17 protein-coding genes and 1 pseudogene are annotated in these 18730 nt (G+C 71.2%); 10 read left to right on the forward strand and 8 right to left on the reverse strand.

Annotated features, from left to right (window positions below; genetic code table 11):
• Positions 1 to 50 precede the first annotated feature (50 nt).
• Entirely contained in the window at positions 51 to 914 is an 864-nt protein-coding gene (locus tag BBH68_RS11665; protein ID WP_065961419.1) for a helix-turn-helix domain-containing protein, read from the reverse strand.
• A gap of 305 nt (positions 915 to 1219) precedes the next feature.
• Between BBH68_RS11665 and BBH68_RS11670 the strand changes: the two genes are divergently transcribed.
• Positions 1220 to 1723 carry an ATP-binding protein gene (locus BBH68_RS11670; protein ID WP_065961422.1) on the forward strand — a complete coding sequence of 168 codons (504 nt, stop codon included), beginning with the start codon at positions 1220 to 1222 and terminating at the stop codon, positions 1721 to 1723.
• A 95-nt stretch (positions 1724 to 1818) separates the two neighbouring features.
• Here BBH68_RS11670 and BBH68_RS11675 read toward each other — a convergent pair whose 3' ends face one another.
• Both BBH68_RS11675 and BBH68_RS11680 read right to left on the reverse strand, forming a co-directional pair.
• Positions 1819 to 2970 carry a site-2 protease family protein gene (locus tag BBH68_RS11675; RefSeq protein WP_065961424.1) on the reverse strand — a complete coding sequence of 384 codons (1152 nt, stop codon included), beginning with the start codon at positions 2968 to 2970 and terminating at the stop codon, positions 1819 to 1821.
• Between the two features lie 88 nt (positions 2971 to 3058).
• Positions 3059 to 3283, reverse strand: a complete 225-nt coding sequence (locus BBH68_RS11680) for a DUF397 domain-containing protein (protein ID WP_065961482.1) — start codon at positions 3281 to 3283, stop codon at positions 3059 to 3061.
• Positions 3284 to 3506: 223 nt separating this feature from the next.
• Between BBH68_RS11680 and BBH68_RS11685 the strand changes: the two genes are divergently transcribed.
• The 6 genes from BBH68_RS11685 (at position 3507) to BBH68_RS43050 (ending at position 9629) form a co-directional block, all read left to right on the forward strand.
• A complete protein-coding gene (locus BBH68_RS11685; protein ID WP_065961483.1) occupies positions 3507 to 5237 on the forward strand; it encodes a bifunctional 3'-5' exonuclease/DNA polymerase in 1731 nt (576 codons plus the stop codon).
• A gap of 274 nt (positions 5238 to 5511) precedes the next feature.
• A complete protein-coding gene (locus tag BBH68_RS11690) occupies positions 5512 to 6540 on the forward strand; it encodes a rod shape-determining protein (protein ID WP_065961426.1) in 1029 nt (342 codons plus the stop codon).
• 247 nt (positions 6541 to 6787) lie between these two features.
• A complete protein-coding gene (locus BBH68_RS11695) occupies positions 6788 to 7381 on the forward strand; it encodes a sigma-70 family RNA polymerase sigma factor (protein WP_043491081.1) in 594 nt (197 codons plus the stop codon).
• Complete coding sequence (locus tag BBH68_RS11700) at positions 7378 to 8193, forward strand: zf-HC2 domain-containing protein (protein ID WP_065961428.1); 816 nt, start codon at positions 7378 to 7380, stop codon at positions 8191 to 8193. Before BBH68_RS11695 ends, BBH68_RS11700 begins: the two co-directional genes overlap by 4 nt.
• Positions 8194 to 8418: 225 nt before the next feature.
• Entirely contained in the window at positions 8419 to 9135 is a 717-nt protein-coding gene (locus tag BBH68_RS11705) for a sigma-70 family RNA polymerase sigma factor (protein ID WP_079254471.1), read from the forward strand.
• Positions 9132 to 9629 (forward strand): anti-sigma factor family protein, encoded by a 498-nt coding sequence (locus tag BBH68_RS43050; protein WP_076970960.1) that lies wholly within the window; start codon positions 9132 to 9134, stop codon positions 9627 to 9629. Before BBH68_RS11705 ends, BBH68_RS43050 begins: the two co-directional genes overlap by 4 nt.
• Positions 9630 to 9648: 19 nt before the next feature.
• Here the strand turns inward: BBH68_RS43050 and BBH68_RS44485 are convergent.
• The 5 genes and pseudogenes from BBH68_RS44485 to BBH68_RS11725 all read right to left on the reverse strand — a co-directional run.
• Positions 9649 to 10107 (reverse strand): annotated as a pseudogene (locus tag BBH68_RS44485) (signal peptidase II); the annotation flags it as partial.
• A 235-nt stretch (positions 10108 to 10342) separates the two neighbouring features.
• Positions 10343 to 11641 carry a glycoside hydrolase family 5 protein gene (locus BBH68_RS11715; RefSeq protein WP_245738011.1) on the reverse strand — a complete coding sequence of 433 codons (1299 nt, stop codon included), beginning with the start codon at positions 11639 to 11641 and terminating at the stop codon, positions 10343 to 10345.
• Positions 11638 to 11985: a response regulator transcription factor gene (locus BBH68_RS39200; RefSeq protein WP_076970959.1), complete on the reverse strand. Its 348-nt coding sequence runs from the start codon at positions 11983 to 11985 to the stop codon at positions 11638 to 11640. The genes BBH68_RS11715 and BBH68_RS39200 overlap by 4 nt, the downstream gene beginning before the upstream one ends.
• Positions 11986 to 12375: 390 nt before the next feature.
• Positions 12376 to 13329, reverse strand: coding sequence for a glycoside hydrolase family 6 protein (locus BBH68_RS11720; RefSeq protein ID WP_245738012.1), 954 nt, complete (start codon positions 13327 to 13329; stop codon positions 12376 to 12378).
• Between the two features lie 159 nt (positions 13330 to 13488).
• Positions 13489 to 14550: a S8 family serine peptidase gene (locus BBH68_RS11725; protein ID WP_065961435.1), complete on the reverse strand. Its 1062-nt coding sequence runs from the start codon at positions 14548 to 14550 to the stop codon at positions 13489 to 13491.
• A 462-nt stretch (positions 14551 to 15012) separates the two neighbouring features.
• Here BBH68_RS11725 and BBH68_RS11730 point away from each other — a divergent pair, with 462 nt between their 5' ends.
• The 3 genes from BBH68_RS11730 to BBH68_RS11740 are packed head-to-tail and all read left to right on the forward strand — an operon-like array spanning position 15013 to position 18708.
• Positions 15013 to 15510, forward strand: coding sequence for a GtrA family protein (locus BBH68_RS11730; protein ID WP_065961436.1), 498 nt, complete (start codon positions 15013 to 15015; stop codon positions 15508 to 15510).
• Positions 15507 to 16799 (forward strand): glycosyltransferase, encoded by a 1293-nt coding sequence (locus BBH68_RS11735; RefSeq protein ID WP_065961438.1) that lies wholly within the window; start codon positions 15507 to 15509, stop codon positions 16797 to 16799. The genes BBH68_RS11730 and BBH68_RS11735 overlap by 4 nt, the downstream gene beginning before the upstream one ends.
• Positions 16789 to 18708: an ArnT family glycosyltransferase gene (locus BBH68_RS11740; RefSeq protein ID WP_245738013.1), complete on the forward strand. Its 1920-nt coding sequence runs from the start codon at positions 16789 to 16791 to the stop codon at positions 18706 to 18708. The genes BBH68_RS11735 and BBH68_RS11740 overlap by 11 nt, the downstream gene beginning before the upstream one ends.
• Positions 18709 to 18730: the final 22 nt, after the last annotated feature.

An 18730-nucleotide genomic window follows, 5' to 3' on the forward strand; every position in this document is an offset into this window, starting at 1 on the left:
GCAGAACTGACAGAACCGAACTGCTGACAGAACGTCATCTTACTGACGTGTCAACGGTCTTGGAGGAGCCCCCGCAGCACGTCGCGGCTCTTCTCCTCGGACAGACCGTCCTCGCTCAGCCGCTCCAACACCCGCCGGTACTGCCCCACTTCCTCGGGTTTGTCGAGGTAGAGCGCGCTGGTGAGCTGTTCCAGATAGACGATGTCCGGCAGGTCGGACTCCGGGAAGCGCAGCAGGGTGAACGCCCCGCTCTCCCCGGCGTGTCCACCGAAGGAGAAAGGCATCACCTGCAGCGTGACATTGGGCTGCTCGGAGACCGCGATGAGGTGCTGGAGCTGGGCCCGCATCACGGCCCGCCCGCCGTAGGGCCGGTGCAGCGCGGCCTCGTCGAGCACCACATGGAAGGCCGGCGCCCGCTCGGAGACCAGCAGCTTCTGCCGCTCCAGCCGCAGCGCGACCCGTCGCTCCACCTCGGCCTGGGAGGCCTGTGGCTGGCCCCGGGTGACGACGGCGTGGGCATAGCCCTCGGTCTGCAGCAGGCCGTGCACGAACTGCACCTCGTAGCAGGCGATGTGCGAGGCGGAACCCTCCAGGCCGACGTACGTCTGGAACCAGTTCGGCAGCACATCGCCGTAGCTGTGCCACCAGCCCGCGACATTGGCCTCGCGGGCCAGGCCCAGCAGGGACGCGCGCTCGGCCTCGTCCGTGACCCCGTAGAGCGTGAGCAGGTCCTCGATGTCGCGTGCCTTGAAGCTCACCCGGCCCAACTCCATCCGGCTGATCTTGGATTCGGAGGCCCGGATGGAATAGCCCGCCGCTTCCCGCGTGATGCCACGGGACTCGCGCAACCGCCTGAGCTGGGAGCCCAGGAGAATCCGGCGCACCACCGATCCGCTCGACTCGCTTGCGCTCATGTCTGCGACCCTCCCTGTACGGAACGCACCCTTCCGAAGGCGACCCCCCGCAGCCCTGAGGCCGAAGTCTGCCACTGTTCAGGCTCCGCCCTGTGCACATGTCGTTACTCAAGTGTGGGGCGTACGCAAGTGGGCGTAGGGAGAATCTGTGTCGAAGTTGGGTACATAGTCTCAAAAATGCTGCGTGCACGTGCATCTGCCCTTGCATCCGTTGTGCGCATTCGGAACCATAGGTCTTGCGCACGTGCAAGCTCGTACGAGATCTGGCCAGGATTCGTCAGGGCCACGGATGCAGGAGTGCTCGCATGGGGACCGAAGGATCGACCATGCTGGAGCCCGTGTGGCGGGGGCTCCCGCCGATCGACGCCCCCGGCGTATCCGGTTCCGCGTCCTGCTCGCTGCCCGCCCGCTTCGACGCGGTCAAGGGCGCCCGGCGGTTCACCGGGGCCACGCTGGAACAGTGGGAACTCCCGGAGCTGTTCGACGAGGTGGCCCTGGTCGTCTCCGAGCTGGTGACCAACGCCCTGCGCCACGCCGTCCCCGGCGTCCGCCCGGACAGTCCGCCCGGCGCTGAGCCCGAGACCCAGGTCCGCCTCCATCTGATGCGCTGGCACTCGCGTCTGGTGTGCGCGGTGCGGGACCCGAGCGAGAAGAGCCCCGTGGCCGGCGAGGCCGACCTGAGCGAGGAGTCGGGCAGGGGCCTGTGTCTCGTGGAGTCCTTCACCGACGACTGGGGCTGGCACCGGCTGGCCGGCACCCTGCGCGGCAAGGTCGTCTGGGCGCTGTTCCTGCTGCCGCGCACACGCTAGCCACGCGCACGCACACGCACACGCACACCAGCCGGCCGCCACGCCCCGGCCGTACCCGCCCGCAGGAGGGCCGGATCACAGGGGGCCGAGCCGGGTCACAGAGGGCTGGATTTCGGCCGGGCCGCCGTCATGCCCAGTGCGTGCAGCTGGAAGAGCCGGGTCACATCGTGCGCGGTGACGATCCCCTCCAGATGACCGTGGTCGACGACCAGGATCGGCAGCCCGGCCCCGGGCCGCGCCTCCCGCTCCATGACCTCGTTCAGAAGATCGCCCGGCACGGCGAGCGTGCACCGGGAGAGCGGGGTGGCCACATCCCGCACCCGCCGGTCCCCCCGCCCCTCACGGGGCACCGCCGCGAGGCCGCGCAGACTCACCACCCCGCTCGGCCGGCCCTCGAAGTCGACGACCGGCAGCACCGAGTGCCGGGCGGGCGTCGCCACCTCGTCGATGAAGCGGTCCACGGTCAGCCAGTCGGCCCCGGCCGCCACCGGGTGGGACATGGCATCCGCCACCCGCACCCCGCGCAGCGCCTCGTTGACAGTGGCGCGGCGCCGCTCCGCGTTGGCGACGACCACCATGAAGAGACCGATGAGCGCGAACCACAGACCGCCCGTGTTGCCGCGTACGAACGACACCCAGCCGAAGGCGATCATCGCCATGCCGAAGAGCTGTCCGCTGCGGCCCGCCGCCCGCTCGGAACGCTCCCGGTCCCCCGTGCGCCACCACAGCACCGCCTGCACCACCCGCCCCCCGTCCAGGGGCGCGGCGGGCAGCAGATTGAAGACCCCCAGCAGCAGATTGGCCCACCCCAGCCACACCAGCAGCGCCGCGGGCACCCCCCAGCCGATCAGCCCGTGCGCCCCGATCCCCGCCCCGATCGCGGCACCCCCGATCACCAGGCTGGTCGCCGGGCCGCTGACGGCCACGAGCAGGGCCACCCCGGCGGTGCGCGGCCGTCCCATCTGGGTCATGCCGCCCAGCGCCCACACCGTCACATCCTCGACCGAGACGCCCTTGCTGCGGGCGGCGACCGCGTGCGCGGCCTCGTGCAGCAGCAGGCTCCCCATCAGCAACGCGGCCCCGATCACGCTGGCGATCGCGTAGACGGCGCTCGAGTGGCCCGGGGTCCAGGCCGGGAGCGTCTCGTGGCCCAGCCCGTAAGCGAGCAGGATTACCAGCACGGGGGCGCTCCAGTGCAACCGCAGCGGCACCCCGAAGACATGTCCGACGCGCACAGACCCGTTCATCGCCGTCTCCCCAGCCGTCTCAGCCAGCCGGGCATCGCACCCACCTACCAGTGTCGCTCACCGGGGCGGTGTCGGCTCGCGGGCGGCGTCAGGCCGGGTCGCCCACCAGATGGTCGAATTCGCCGTCCTTGATGCCGAGCAGCATCGCCTGGACCTCGGCCGGGGTGTAAATGAGGGCCGGACCGTCCGGATAGCGGGAGTTCCGCACGGCGACATGCCCGCCCGGCAATTTGGCGAACTCGACGCACGATCCCTGAGAATTGCTGTGGCTGCTCTTCTGCCAGGCGGCCCCCTGAAGGTCCGCGGCCGCCATGCCGTTGTACGGGTGGTCGCGCACAGGGCTCTCCACTGGTTTGGTGCAGCTGTCAACTGACCCGGATCATAACCCTGTTGTTCTGCAAATGCATGAGCATTCGAGTGCGCAAATGCACTGCCATATGCATCAGCAGATGCACGTGCACCATGCGTATCCAGGCGCTCACCCGTTGATCATCGGACGAGAGGCGTTGTCGTACCCCCCTGTCACACTCACCGGCATGAGATGGGCGGTGGCGGAGACGGGCGACGGGGGTGCTCGTCTCTGCCCGCTCGACCCCGCCGGGCGGGCCGCCGGTCCGGTGACCGAGGTCCCGGCCGCGGCCGGCGGCGTCGTCGAGGCCGTACGGTCCCGGCCGGAGGCCGAGCGCTGGGTGTGGCGGTCGACCTCCGAGCTCTACCCGCGCCTGCTCGCCGCCGGCGTGCGCGTCGAGCGGTGCTACGACGTGGAGGCCGCCGAGGCGCTGCTGCTGGGCCATGAGGGCCGTTCCGGCGAGCCGCGCTCGCTCGCCGCGGCGTGGGCGCGGCTGCGCGGCCTGCCGGTCCCCGACGACCCGCCGGTGCGGGCGGCCGAGACCCAGCCGTCGCTCTTCGAGCCCGGCCCCGTGCCGCTGCCGCCGGGCACCGACGCCCTCGACGCGCTGCTGGCGGTCTACGCCGGACAGCTGGCCCGTACGGACGCGGCCGAGCACCCCGGCCGGATGCGGCTGCTGACCGCCGCCGAGTCGGCCGGGACGCTGGTCGCCGCCGAGATGCGGCGCGCCGGGGTCCCCTGGCGGGCCGACCGCCACCGCGCGCTGCTGGACGAGCTGCTCGGTGAGCGTTACCCGGGCGGCCTGGAGCCGCAGCGGCTGGCCGAGCTGGCCGACGAGGTCTCCCGCGCCTTCGGCGGCGTACGGGTGCGGCCCGATCTGCCCGCCGAGGTCGTCAAGGCGTTCGCGCGCGAGGGCATCGCGCTCGGCTCCACCCGCGCCTGGGAGCTGCGGGGCATCGACCACCCCGCCGTCGAGCCGCTGCTGCGCTACAAGAAGCTCTACCGCCTGCACACCGCGCACGGCTGGGCGTGGCTGCAGTCCTGGGTGCGGGACGGCCGCTTCCGCCCCGAATACCTGCCCGGCGGCACGGTCTCCGGCCGCTGGACCACCAACGGCGGCGGGGCGCTGCAGATCCCCAAGGTGGTGCGGCGCGCGGTGGTCGCCGACGAGGGGTGGCGGCTGGTGGTCGCCGACGCCGACCAGATGGAGCCGCGCGTGCTGGCCGCCATCTCCCGCGACCGGGGCCTGATGGACGTCGCGGGCACCGGCCGGGACCTGTACGCGACGCTGTCCGACCGCGCCTTCTCCGGCCGGCGCGACCAGGCCAAGCTCGCGCTCCTCGGCGCGATCTACGGGCAGACCTCGGGCGACGGCCTCAAGCACCTCGCGGCCCTGCGGCGCCGCTTCCCCGCGGCCGTGGCGTACGTGGACGAGGCGGCCCGCGCGGGCGAGGAAGGGCGGCTGGTCCGCACCTGGCTGGGTCGCACCTGCCCACCCGCGGCCTCGTCGGCGGACCCGGCCGACGAGGCGGGCCTGCCCCGCGACCAGGAGGACGAGCCCACGTACGGCAGCACGGCCGGTGCCCGCGCCCGGGGCCGGTTCACCCGCAACTTCGTCGTCCAGGGCAGCGCCGCCGACTGGGCGGTGCTGATGCTCGCCGCGCTGCGGCAGTCGCTGGCCCGGGCGGGGCTCCGCGCGGAGCTGGTCTTCTTCCAGCACGACGAGGTCATCGTGCACTGCCCGGCCGAGGAGGTCCCCGAGGTGCGGGCGGCGATCGCCGCGGCAGGCGAGACGGCCGGACGCGTGGCCTTCGGCGAGACGCCCGTGCGGTTCCCGCTCACGACGGCCGCCGTGGAGTGCTACGCGGACGCCAAGGACTCCCCGGACACCAAGGACTACGCCGACACCAGCGCCTAGCCCCGGCTCCAGCCCCAGCCCCGGCTCCGGCTCCGGCTCCGGCTCCGACGCCAGGACTGGCCCGGGCCCGACGCCAGGGACCAGCCCTGGGCCCGACCCCAGGCACCCACCCCGGACCCGGCCCCAGCCACCAGCCCGCGGGCCCCGACGCCGGGTGGGGAGCCTCGCCCGACCGGCGCAGCAGCACAGGCGAGGCGCTCGGTGCGGCGAGGACGATGAGCGCAGGGCCGCCGGGGGCGAGGGCCCGTCACGCCGCCCACGCAGGAGACCTGACATGACCATCAGCCTCGAGCGGTTGCGCCGCTGCACCATCGCCGTCGATCTCGGCGCCGCCAGGACCCGGGTCTATCTCAAGCGCACCGGGCTCATCGTCGACGAGCCGACCGTCGCCGCCGTGAACATCCGGACCGGGGGGCTGATCGGGGTGGGCGCGCTCGCCGAGCGGATGACCGGCCGGACTCCGCCTCACATCCGCGTCGTACGGCCCGTGGCCGGCGGCAGGGTCGTCGACATCGCCATGGCGCAGCGCATGTTGCGGTTCCTCGTGGGCAACAAGCTGCGCCGGGCCTGGCGGCGCAAGGCGCTGCCGAGCGCCGCCGTGTGCGTCCCGCACGACGCGGACCCGCTGGCGCAGCGCGCCGCCGTCGAGACACTGACCGGGCTCGGGGCCCGGCGGGTGGAGTTGGTCGACACCCTGCTCGCCGCGGCGGTGGGCTGCGGTCTGCCGGTCGAGCGGCCGGAGGCGACGATGATCGTGGTGTGCGGGGCGGCCACCACCCAGGTCGCGGTGTTGTCGCTGGGCTCGATCGTCGCCGCGGAGCGGGTGCCGGTCGGCGGGGAGACGATCGACCACGCCGTCGTCCAACACGTGCGCAACGAGCACGCGCTGATGCTGCCGAGCCAGGCCGTACACCCGCTGCACCTGGCGCTGGCCGGCGCCGGGCCGAGCGTGGACGACACCGAGGTGCACGGCCGGGACGTGGCCACCGGCCTCGCCCGCTCGGTGCGGATCGACATCGAGGGCATCCGGGCCGTGGTCCGGACCCCGCTGACCGGGGTGCTCGACGCGGTCGGCGCGGTGCTCCGCCGCTGCCCGCCCGACCTGGTCGCCGACCTCGCGGAGCGCGGCATCATGCTGGCGGGCGGCAGCGCGGTGCTGCCCGGGTTCGACTCGCTCCTCCGGGAGGCGACGGGGATGCCCCTGCACATCGCCGACCGCCCCGACACCTGCGCGGTCGAGGGACTGGGCGCGATGCTCGAGGGCAAGCTGCGGCCCGTCGTGCTGGACCCGCTGGCCTCCTGAGGCGCCCCGCACCCGTCCCTCCTGAGGCGCCCCCCGAACCCGCACCCGTACCCGCCCCCCCGAGGCGCCCCCGAACCCGCACTCCTGAGGCCGGTGTGACGGCTGGTGCGACACGGCGCCGTCCGCGATCACTTCAAGAATCTTCGCCACGAGTTGAGCGGCGGTCCAGCCCCGTCCGTAGTGATGGAGGAAGAGGCCGTCCGGGCCGCACAACCCCCGGCCCACATACCGGGAGTGTCTGCAGATGATGTCCAACTCGGGTTCCGTCCTGGAGGTTCTGGTGCGCGACGACGCCGCCGTGACCGATGCGCATCGGTCGAGATCCCAGCGCGGTACGCCGGACGAGGAGCTCATGCGCGCGCTCTACCAGGAGCACGCCGGGCCGCTGCTCGCCTTCGTACTGCGCCTGGTGGCGGGCGACCGGCATCGGGCCGAGGACGTCGTCCAGGAGACCCTCGTCCGTGCCTGGCGCAACGCGGACCAGCTCAGCAGGGCCACCGGCTCGATCCGGCCCTGGCTGGTCACCGTCGCCCGGCGGATCGTCATCGACGGGCACCGCAGCCGTCAGGCCCGCCCGCAGGAGGTCGATCCCTCCCCCCTGGAGCTCATGCCCGCCGAAGACGAGATCGATCGCGCGCTGCGGCTGATGACCCTCTCAGACGCGATGCACGACCTCAGCGACGCGCACCGGGAGGTGCTCGTCGAGACGTACTTCAAGGGCCGCACGGTCAACGAGGCGGCCCAGACGCTCGGCATACCCAGCGGGACCGTGCGGTCCCGGGTCTTCTACGCGCTGCGCTCCATGAAGCTCGCGCTCGAGGAGAGAGGAGTGACGGCATGACCGCGCAGGCGCACCACGCCGGGCACGACGCCGTCGGCGCGTACGTACTCGGCGTCCTCGACGACGCGGACGCCACGTACTTCGAGGAGCACCTGGCCGGTTGCGAGCAGTGCGGAGCCCGGCTCGACGAGCTGGCCGGGCTGGAACCCCTGCTGGCGGAGCTGGCCTCCGGCGTTCCCGGCGTCCACAGCGCCCCCGGCCGGCCCGGACTCACCCCCCACGTGCCGCGCTCCTTCACCGCCACCCCCAACGCCATCGAGACGCTCACCGCGCGCCCGGGCCCCGGCCTGCTGAACCGGATGGCCGGCGAGGTCGCCGCGGTCCGCCACCGCAGACGCCGCCGCACCCTCTACCTGGTGGCCGCGGCCGCCGTGCTGATCATCGGCGGGCCGCTCGGCGCGGTGGCCCTGACCTCGGACAACGGCTCGGGTACGAGCGTCACGGCCGCGTCGACCGCGAGCGCGGCCTTCGACCGGATGTCCACGAAGGCCGAGGCCACCGACCCGGACACCAAGGTGAGCGCCACGGTCGCCATGGAAGACAAGAAGTGGGGCACCGACGCCGTCCTGCGGCTGAGGAACGTCAAGGGCCCCCTCACCTGCAGCCTGGTCATGATCTCCCACAGCGGCCAGGAGCAGGTCATGACCAACTGGTCGGTGCCTCCGCAGGGGTACGGGATCGCCAACAGCCCCGACGAGACCGCCCGCGCGCCCCTCTTCGCCCAGGGCGGCGCGTCCGAGAAGATGGCCGGCATCGACCACTTCGAGATCCGCACGCTCGACGGGAAGGTCCTGGTCTCCGTGAAGCTGTGAGCACAGCGCTCACACCCGCCTCCGCCCGTGACCCGATCTTCCCGGCCTCCCCGGCCTCCTCGGCCCCGGCCTCCCGGCCCCCGGCCTCCCGGCCCCCGGCCTCCCGGACCCCCGGTCCCACCACTCGGACAGCCGAGCGTGGCGTGCGCTGATGTGCGGGCGGTGTTACACAGAGTGTGACAGTCGTCACCGCGTCCCGGGGGGTCAGGATCCGAGGAGGCACCCGTGGCTGACCCGGACCCCCGTCAACAGCGCAAGTTCGCCCAGTACGTGCTGCCCGAGGTGGAAGTGCTGCTGCGGGTGGCGATGTCACTGACCGCGCAGCCCGCCGACGCGGAGGACCTGGTGCAGGACACCTTGCTGCGGGCCTACCGGGCGGTCGGCCGGTTCGATGGCCGGCATCCGCGGGCCTGGCTGTTGACGATCATGCGGCACGCGGAGGTGAGCCGGCGTCGGCAGCGCCGGCCGCATCTGCTCGACGACCCGGACACCGCATTCGACCGGCTCGCGTCCGCCCCGGGCGCGACCCCCGAGGAGCTGGTGGTCGACACGGCCTTCGACGAGGCCGTGGACGCCGCCTTCACGGCGCTGCCGCTGCGCGACCAGCAGGTGGTGCGGCTGGTGCACGTGGACGGGCTGTCGTACGCGGAGGCCGCGCGGGTGCTGGGCGTCCCGAAGGGGACGGTGATGAGCAGGCTGCACCGGGCGCGCAACCGGATCCGGGATCGCTTGGTGACCGCCGGCCCCGCCGGAACCATCGACCCCGCCGGAACCGCCGGACCGCAGGGACAGCCGGGACAGACGGGGCGGCCGGGTCAGCTGGGACCCGCGGGGCGGCCGGGTCAGCCGGGACAGGCAGGGCAGCCGGGACAGACGGGACAGGCAGGGCAGCCGGGACAGACGGGACAGCCGGGACCCCAAGGACAGCGAGGTGGGGCATGAGCAGGTGGTGGATGTGGTGGCGGAGCGCCGAGCGCCGCTGGGCCAGGGATTGCCCCGAGGACGACGCGGAGCTCCAGTCGTACCTGGACGGTGAGCTGGACGCGCCGGCCTCGCGCCGGATCCGGGCCCACGTGGCGCGGTGCCACCGCTGTGCCGGGGAGCTGGCCGCGTATCAGCGCGTCACCAACGCGCTGGCCTCCCGCCGGGCCCGGGAGGGCCTGGACGAAGCGGCGCTCGGGCGGCTGCGCGACCTCGCGGGCTCCCTCGCGGACCCCGAGCGCAGCCGGTCCGAGGATCGGAGCCGCGCCGGGGACCGGCCCGGGGACCGAGCCGGGCTGCCGCAGGAACGGAACGGTCCCCCGCCGGAGCGGGCTGATCTGCCGCAGGAGCGGGCCGAACGCGAGCCGAGTCCCCTTCCTGGCCTGGAGGACGCGCCCCTGCCGCCCGGGGAGCCGGACGCCAGCGAGAGCGCGGTCCCCAAAGCGGGAGGGTGACGTCGCGCAGCAGTACGAGGACGATGAGGCAGGCGCCGGCCGCCAGCGCGGCGTCGGCGAGATTGAACACCGGGCCGCGGGGCGACACCATGACCCAGTCGATGACCGCGCCCCGCAGCGGCCCGGGGTGGCGTACGGCCCGGTCGGCGCCGTTGCCCAGCGCTCCCCCGGCGATCAGCCCGAGCGCCAGCGCCCGGGCCCGGCTGCGGACCCGCAGCCCCGCGCCCACGGCGGCCAGCGTGGCGAGCGCCCCGGCGAGCGTGATGAGGACGATCAGCAGCGGCCGGCCACGCGCCAGGCCGAAGGCCACCCCGGTGTTGCGCACCAGCAGGGTGCGTACCGGCCCGAACTGGTCCTGCGGCCCCGCCGTGCCGCCGAGGGCCGCCACCGCCCAGGCCTTGCTCACCTGGTCGGCCACCGCGACCGCGAGGGCGGCCAGCGGGAAGAGTACGCGGCCGGTGCGCTGCTGGGGCTTCATCGTCGGCCTCCTCGCGCCGTGGGGGCCGATGCGGAAAGCGGGCCCGGAGAGGAAACCCGGCGGGGTGACGTGTCGCTTCCCGATGGGCCCCCTTTTCGGGCGCGGGTTCGGGCACGGGGTGCTCTCTCGGGGGCAGGGGGTGCTCTTTTTCGGGGTACGACGGAGGGCCCGCAGGCGTCGTTGCCTGCGGGCCCTCGCTGTCCACCGCCGGGGTCCGGCGGCCGTACCGTCGGGGTTACTCCGACGTCTTCCCCTTGGCCGACAGCAGCGGCGCCTGGTACTTGGACAGCATCTTCATCTTGTTCTTGTCGACCGACTTCCAGTCGTTCTTCAGGACACCACCGGTGTCACCCGAGTTCGGGTTCAGGGACCAGTAGGTGTAGCTGATCTGGTTCTTCTTGAGGTAGTCCATCAGGGCGTTCTGCCAGACGGCCTCGGAGCTCTTGCCCGCGGTCTTGCGGCCACCGAACTCGCCGAGCAGCACCGGAGCGATGTTGTCCTGCTTGATGTAGGCCCAGTGCTTCTTCCAGATGGCCGGCATGTTCTTCGGGAAGTCCTTGGCCATGAACCAGTTCTGGTTGTAGACGCCCGGACCGTAGTCGTGCGCGGAGTACACGACCTTGTTGGACTCCTTCAGCTTGACCGGGTACTTCTTGACGCCCTGGAGGTCGCCGCCCCACCAGAACTGCTCGTCGCCGTGACGGTCGGTGCCCTCGACGAAGATCAGCCAGTTCTTGTTGACGGAGTGGATGGCGTTACCGGCCTTCTCGGCCGCCAGGCGCCAGTCGGTCTTCGGGTTGCCGTCGCCCCACGTGGCCTGGCCACGCGGCTCATTGTGCAGGTCGGCGCCGATCACCCGGGGGTTGTCCTTGTAGCGCTTGGCCAGCTGCTTCCAGTCGTCCAGCCACTGCTTCTCGGTGAGGTTCTGCGAGTACCACAGCTCGCTCTGCCCGTACTGGTCCGGACGGTGCTGGTCCAGGATCACCATCATGCCGCGGTCCGTGGCACCCTTGACGATCTTGTCCATGATCTGCTGGCCGGTGAGGCCCTTGAGGTCCGGGTTCTGCTTGTAGTCGATCCCGTTGGGCTTGCTCTTGGCAGCGAAGATCTCGTTGGAGTACGGAAGCCGGATCGTGTTGAAGCCGTTGTGCGCGATCTGGTCGAGCATGCTCTTCCAGTTACGGGCCCACAGGCCGTGCGGCGCGAAGCTTCCGGTCTCCATGCCGAACCAGTTGATACCGGTCAGGACCACCTTGTGGCCCTTGGAGTCCACGATGTCACTCCCCTTCGTGGACAGCGGACCGTCGAGGGCCGCGGCCTTGCCGTTCGAGGCGGACAGGGCGGAGGAGCCGTTCGAAGCGGACGAGGAGGCAGGCTCGGAATTCACAGCGAAGGCGGTCACGGTGCCACCGACGGCGGCAGCCACGACAACTCCGGCCGCGATACCGACACGCAGACGGTAGGAACGCCGGCCACGCTTCGACTCGGTGGTGTCGGAAACGGTCGAGACGTTGTTGTCCATGGGGGAATTCATGCGGTGAAACTCCTGAGGAAATCGGGTATGGCTGTTTTCGGGACGCTGGGGGTGTTCGTCGGAGATTCCAGACATTCCGTTCGCGGGTCGGAGACTGCGGTCAGCCGGACAAGCCGCGCGCGCGGAAGGAGATCTGCGATCAGCAGGTCGAGACGGAGCGATTTCCAACTCGACTTGTCCACGTCGATGAGCACCACATCCGGCTGGCTTCGCTCGGCCAGTGAAATTGCTTCACGTACCGATCTGGCGACGCCGGCCAGTTCCAGTCCGGGCGTCTCGGACACAAGGTCCGCGAGTGCGCTCGAAACCAGATGGTGGTGCTCCACGACGAGAACTCTTTTCATCGGTGGAGCTCCTTCGTGGCGGCTTTCCCTTTCGCTCAACGACATTAGGGAGTGCACCGAACCCGAATCACCGTACGCCTGACTGAAATCTCGCTACCTCAATTGCGGGAATTGCGGGCACGCCAAACGACCGAATTCCGCCTACCTCAATCGAAGGAGGCGGAATTCGGCCGTTTTGATGACCCTATGTCCTGATTTGGCGGCCGGATTCGCTTCGATGAGCACCCATTCAGTCACCCACGGTGACTGACGGAGGCCGCAAAAACCCCCGCCGAGGGGGTCGGCGGGGGTTCAGGGAGGAGTCGAGGGAGTCGAAGCAGAGAGCCGGAGGGGCGGGCGAAGGGACGGGACGAGGGACGGGACGAGGCGGAAAGCCGGAGGCCCGGGTGCTCAGCGGGTGAGCCGGAAGGCGTAGCCCGGGACGAAGAGCCCGGCCGTCGCGGCGCAGCCGTCGGCCTGCCCCGGTTGCTTGATCCACAGATACGCGTCGATGCCGGGGATCCCCGTACGTGCGGTGGGCGGCGTGCCCAGCCGGCGCCCCGGCGGATCGCAGAACCGGTGGTCATGGGTGGGCCCGGCGCCGTTGCGGCTGGTGTCGATCACCGCCCCCAGCCGGGGGCGGCCCAGCGTCCTGAGGAGGGCCACGGCATAGCGGACCTCGTCGCGCGTGGCGTTGAAGTTGGAGACGTTGAGGGCGACGCCGTCCCCGTACCGGTCGATCCCCGCCCGCCTGAGCCGCTCGGCCATGACCGGCGCGGGCTGCCAGCGGGAGTTTCCGGCGTCGTAGTAGATGCGGGCGTGCGGGGCCTGCCGCCGCAGCGTGCGCGCGGCGTCGGAGAGGGCGGAGAACCGCTCCGCCTGCTGCCGCCGCTTGAGGCAGGTCAGATGCGCGAGGGCGTCCGGTTCCAGGATCACGACGGCGCGCGAGGTGCCGATCCCCCGGGCGAAGCCGCCGATCCACTGCCGGTATCCCGACAGGTCCCCCATCCCCCCGGAGCTGTGCTTCCCGCAGTCGCGCTGCGGGATGGCGTACGCGACGAGCACCGGCAGCCGCCCGCGGGCGCGGGCCGCCCGCACCACCCGGCGCACCTCGGCCTCGGCGCGGCCCTGGTCGGTGTCCGTGAACCAGGCGGCCTGCGGCTCGTCGGCGATCCGCTCGCGGATGACCGCCGCCCGGCGGTCGCGGGGATGGTCGCGCACCCACTGCGCCGCGGGGTTGTCGGGGTCGGCGTAGAACCGGGTCGTGGCCGGGAAGTACGGCTTGGCCAGGCGAAGGGCGGAATCGTCGGCGGGCCGGCCCAGGGGCGGGTGCAGCGATGTGGCCGCCGTCACGAACTCGGCCATCAGGGCCAGGGCCAGCAGGTGGACGAGACCCCTGCCCCACCACCGCGGAGACCCGCGCCCCGGCCGCCGCCCCCGGCGCTCCCGCGAAGGTCGCCCTCTCAGCCGTTCCCTGAGCCCCCGCCGTCCGGGGGTCCGCTCGTTCATGTCGGGTCCCGCCGTTCAGTGGCCGTCGGAGTTGTCGGACGGCGGCTTCCGGCGGCTGATCAGGAAGACCGCGATGGCGGCCAGCACGGCCAGGGCTGCCGCCACCGCCCCTATCGCCACCAGCGCCGAGCCCTCCTCGGACCGGGCCGCGGAGTGCTGGTGGTCCGGCTTGGCCGGGGTCCGCGCGGAGCCGGGTGGGTCGGTGGAGGCGGGCGGCGCGGCGCGGTCGGCCAGCGCCCTGGCCGGGGCGATCAGCCCGAAGCCGTAGCGCGGGTCGCGCCCCGCCGACCCCTTGCGGTCGGCCGTGTCGATCAGCTTCTGCACGACCTGGCCCGCGGTCCAGTGGGGGTGCTCCGAGCGCACCAGCGCCGCGCCGGCCGCGACCCACGGCGCGGCGTAGGCGGTGCCCTCGCCCGTCCAGTAGTCGCTGTTCGGGGCGGTGGTCAGGATGGAGACGCCGGGCGCGGCCAGGGTGACGGCCCCGCCGTGGTGCGAGTCGGTCCACACGGCGCCCTTCTTGTCGGTCGCCACGACGGACACCACGCCGGGGTAGGCGGCGGGGTAGGTGGGGCGGTTGCCGTCCTTGCCGTTGTCGCCGGCGCCCGCGACGACCACGGCGTCCTGGGCGACCGCGTAGCCGACCGCCGAGCGCAGCGCGGCGTTCGGCTTCTTGAAGGACACCGCCACATCGATGACCCCGGCCCCGCGGCTCACCGCGTGCCGGATGGCCTTGGCCGTGGCGTCGGCCAGCGGTTTCTCGCCCTCGTACACCCCGAGCGGCAGCACCCGGGCCTTGGGCGCCAGCCCCAGCAGGCCGTTGCCCCGGTAGTTGCGGCCGGTGCCCACGATGATCCCGGCCGCGTGGGTGGCCTGCTCGTTCGCGAGCCCCTCGTCCCGGGTGCCGGTGCCGCTGGGGCCGTCCCCGAAGTCCTTGCCGGCCAGCACCCTTCCGCGAAGGTCCGGATGGGCGGCGTCGACGCCGGTGCCGATGACCGCGACGGTCACCCCGGCGCCCTTGCTGATTTTCCATGCCTTCTTGGCCTGCAGAGCGTTCAGCGCCCATTCGGAATGGTGCATCGCTCCGGAGTCGGAATCCCGGGAGGGGTCTTCGGAAGGTCGCCCGGAAAGCCGCCCGGAGAGTCCTCCGGAAACGCCGACCGCCGCCGATGGGGCGAGCGAGAACGCCATCAGTGCGACGACGGCCCCGGCCCGGGCGGCGAATGAGCGGTGCGAGATCACATGGCCTGACATTACGTCACCTACCTTCATCGCGTGGGGACGCGAGGCCGTCGGCAGACGCCTGGCCGTTTCATCTTCTGCGGGCCCCCGCGGTGTGGACACCCGCGAGCGGGGGACCGGCCGCCCCCCTTTTCGGGGGACCGGTGCCAGGTCCCGTCCCCGCGCCTCCCCAAAACGGGGGAGAAAGCCGGTCCACCGAAGGTGGAGTCCACCCTCCCCCGAAGGCGTGATGTCCTCGGAAATCCGGCGGCGCACTCTTGGACTGACATCGACGAACGAGCCCCTCCGTAGGGAGTCGCGATGCAGCGTTTCGGAACGTTCAGCGATCGCACCAGCGACCCGAGCGAACGGGTGGACAACCCCGGGAAGTCGAAAAGACGGTTCTTTCGAAGGCTCTCGTTGAGCGGCCCGCTGGCCGCGCTGAGCGGTCTGCTCCTGCGGTTCGCGGTGGTCGGCGTGGGGGGCGTGCTGGTGAACTCGGCAGCCCTCTTCGCGCTCTACCACTGGGCGCACTGGCCGCTGCTGCTCGCCTCCCCGGTCGCCGTGGAGCTCGCCGTGGTGAACAACTACGTGTTCAACGACCGGTGGACCTTCGCGGCGGGTGCTCCGTCCTTCCGGCGGTTCCTGAAATTCAATGTGTCCGTGCTGGGCGGGCTCGCGGTCAATGTCCTGGTCGTCTGGCTGCTGGAACGCTGGGGCTTCCATCTGCTGCTGGCCAATTGCCTCGGCATAGCCGCCGCGTTCGCCGCCAATTTCGCCGCGAGCGCGGGCTGGGTCTGGGGGAGGCGGGGCCGATGACAGCCATTGTCTACCTGGGCCTCGTCCTGATCTCGGTGCTGCTCACCGTTCAGTCGGCCCATGTGCTCTACCTGATGCTCTACACCTGGGACCGGGCGGACGCCGAACGCAAGGCGAGGGCCCCGGACACCTTTGTCGCGCCGCGGCTTTCGTTCAGCGTACTGCTGCCCGCCCGGCACGAGGAGGACGTCATCCAGACCACCATCGACCGAGTGGTGCGGGCCGACTATCCGGCGCAACTGCTGGAGGTCTTCGTGATCTGTTCGCAGGACGACACCGGCACGATCAAAAAGGCGGAAGAGAAAATCGCCGAGCTGGAGCGGGAAGGTCTGCACAACGTCGAGGTCGTGGTGTTCGACGACAAGCCCGTCAACAAACCCCACGGACTCAATGTGGCCCTGCCGCACACCACCCACAAGGTGGTGACGATCTTCGACGCGGAGGACGACATCCATCCGGAGATATTCCGGCTGGTCAACACCGTCATGCTCAAGGAGCGGGTGAAGGTGGTGCAGGCGGGCGTCCAGCTGATGAACTTCGACTCCAACTGGTACTCCACGCTCAACGTCCTGGAGTACTTCTTCTGGTTCAAGAGCCGACTGCACTACCACGCGCACTACGGGTCCATTCCGCTCGGCGGCAACACCGTCTTCTTCGCGCGCGAACTGCTGGTCCGGCTCGGCGGCTGGGACGAACACAACCTCACCGAGGACGCGGACCTGGGCCTGCGGGTGTCGGCCAGCGGCGAGCGGGTGCGCGTGGTCTACGACGACCGCTATGTGACCAAGGAGGAGACGCCGCCGACGCTGGGCCACTTCATCCGGCAGCGCACCCGGTGGAGCCAGGGGTTCATGCAGACCCTGAAGAAGGGCACCTGGAAACAGATGCCCACGCGCAAACAGCGGTGGCTCGCCTTCTACGTCCTCGCGTTCCCGCGCGGCCAGGCGCTGCTCGGCCTGTATCTGCCGATGTCCCTGGGGATGATCCTGATCCTCAAGGTGCCGGTGCTGATCGCGCTCTTCTCCTATCTGCCCGTCCTGCTGCTGTGCGCGCACTTCCTGGTGGCCGTGGTCGGACTGTACGAGTTCACCGACGCCCATGGGCTCGAGGCCACACCGGCGACGGTCGTGAAGATGGCCGTCGCCTGGTTCCCCTTCCAGATGGTCCTCGCCTACGCCGCGGTGCGCGCCATGCGGCGGGAGCTGCTCGGCCGGCACGACTGGGAGAAGACCCAGCACGTGGGCGCCCACCGGGCCCGTACCGAGGAGGCGGACTCCCGTGTCGCATGACCCCACCCCCCAGCGGCCCCCGCGGCCGGAACGGCCCCCGCGCCCCGAGCCGGCCTCACGGCCCGAGCGGCCCCTGCGGCCGCGCTCCGAACGGCCCGAACGGCCCGAACGCTCCGAACGGTTCGCACACCCGGAACGACGCCCGCGGCCCCGCCCCGAGCGGGCCGACCGGCCCCCGCGCCCCGACCGACCCGACCGGCCCCCGCGCCCCGAGCAGGCCGAACGCCCCCAGCGCCCCCAGCGCCCGGTCGCGGTCGCGGAACCCCCGCGGCGCCCCCGGCGCCGCCGCCCGCCCCGGCTGTCCGTCGAGCGCGGGATCTTCCCCAAGCTGGGCCGCAACGGCCGGCTGGCGCTGCTCTTCTCCGTGCTCACCGGGCTGCTCAGCCACGGCTACCACCTGTTCCGCTACCCGCTGTACCTCACCGACGAGGGCATCTACATGCAGCGGGCCTGGTCGCTGGTCCGGGAGACCAGGCTGTCCCCGTACACCTACGACTACGACCACGCCCCGGCGGGCTGGATCACGCTGGCGGGCTGGGCGTTCCCGCTGCCGAAGCAGTTCGAGACCTTCGGCAACGCGATCAACACCGGCCGGTTCCTGATGCTGCTGGTCCACCTCGGCGCGGTCGTGTTGCTCTTCGAGGTCACCCGGAGGCTGTCCGGCAGCGTGCTGGCCGCCACCATCGCCGCGTTCTTCTTCAACCTCTCGCCGATCGCCGTCTACTACCAGCGCCAGGTGCTGCTGGACAACCTGATGATGTTCTGGCTGCTGCTGGCCCTGTACGCCCTGCTGCGCCGCGAGACCACGATCAGATCCGCGTTCGCCGGCGGGGCCGCCCTGGGGATCGCGCTGATCACCAAGGAGAACGCGCTCTTCTTCGCCCCGACCTTCATGTATCTGCTCTATCGGAGGATCCAGGGCTCCCCGAGCCACCGGTTCACCCGCGCGTTGTGGCCATTCGCCGCCGCGGCGCCGGTCGGCGCGTATGTCACCTACGCCCTGCTCAAGAACGAGCTGATGCCCAGCGGCCTCGACTTCGACCTGGCCAACCCACCGGCGGACCACGTCTCGCTGCTCTACACCCTGTGGTGGCAGATCCACCGGAGTCAGGGCAGCCTGCTCAACCACCACGGCCTGCTGTACACCAGCTGGCTGCCCCGGGACGCGTTCCTGCTGCTGGCCGGGATGGCCACCATGGTCATCAGCCTGTGGTGGGGAATGCGGAAAAAGCGGCGGGATCTGGGGTTCTTCGTCGCCGGGACGCTGGCCTTCGGATATTCCTTCTATCTGCTGCGCGGCAGCGTGGTGCTGGACTTCTACATCACCCCGCTGATTCCGATATTCGCCATGAATATCGGCATGGTCACGGACCGACTGCTGAGGCGGCCGGCGCTGCGCAGGCTGCTCGGCCGGATGAGTTCCAAGGTGCGGATCGCGGTGCCCGCGATGCTCGCCGTACTGCTGCTGGCCTCGCCCTCCACCGGATATCTCCTGACCGTCAACACCGAGGGCCGCGTCGCGGTCGCGGACCAGTACCAGTCCAAGCTGGCGCTGACCCATATGCAGCAGGCACAGATCGCCTGGGTGCGCAAGCACGTCTCGCCCAAGGCGCGCATCATCATGGACGACGACATGTGGGGTGAATTGCATGACGTGCACCCGTTCTATCCGTACGCGCATTCCCACTGGAACGCCTCGTCCGACCCCGCCCTGCGGGACAAGCTCTTCCGCAAGAGATGGCAGAACGTCGACTACATCATCATGTCCAACAAGATGCGCAATTCGATTCACCGCAACAACGGCGACGGCCGGGAGAACTGGATCCTGGCGGCGCTACGGAATTCGGAAAGGGTATGGGCGGACATCCGGGGCGGCATCAGGCTGGAAATCTATCGGGTGAACAAATAACCCGCCGGAAGAGGAGGTGAAG

It is taken from the genome of Streptomyces sparsogenes (assembly GCF_001704635.1).
GTDB lineage: Bacteria > Actinomycetota > Actinomycetes > Streptomycetales > Streptomycetaceae > Streptomyces > Streptomyces sparsogenes.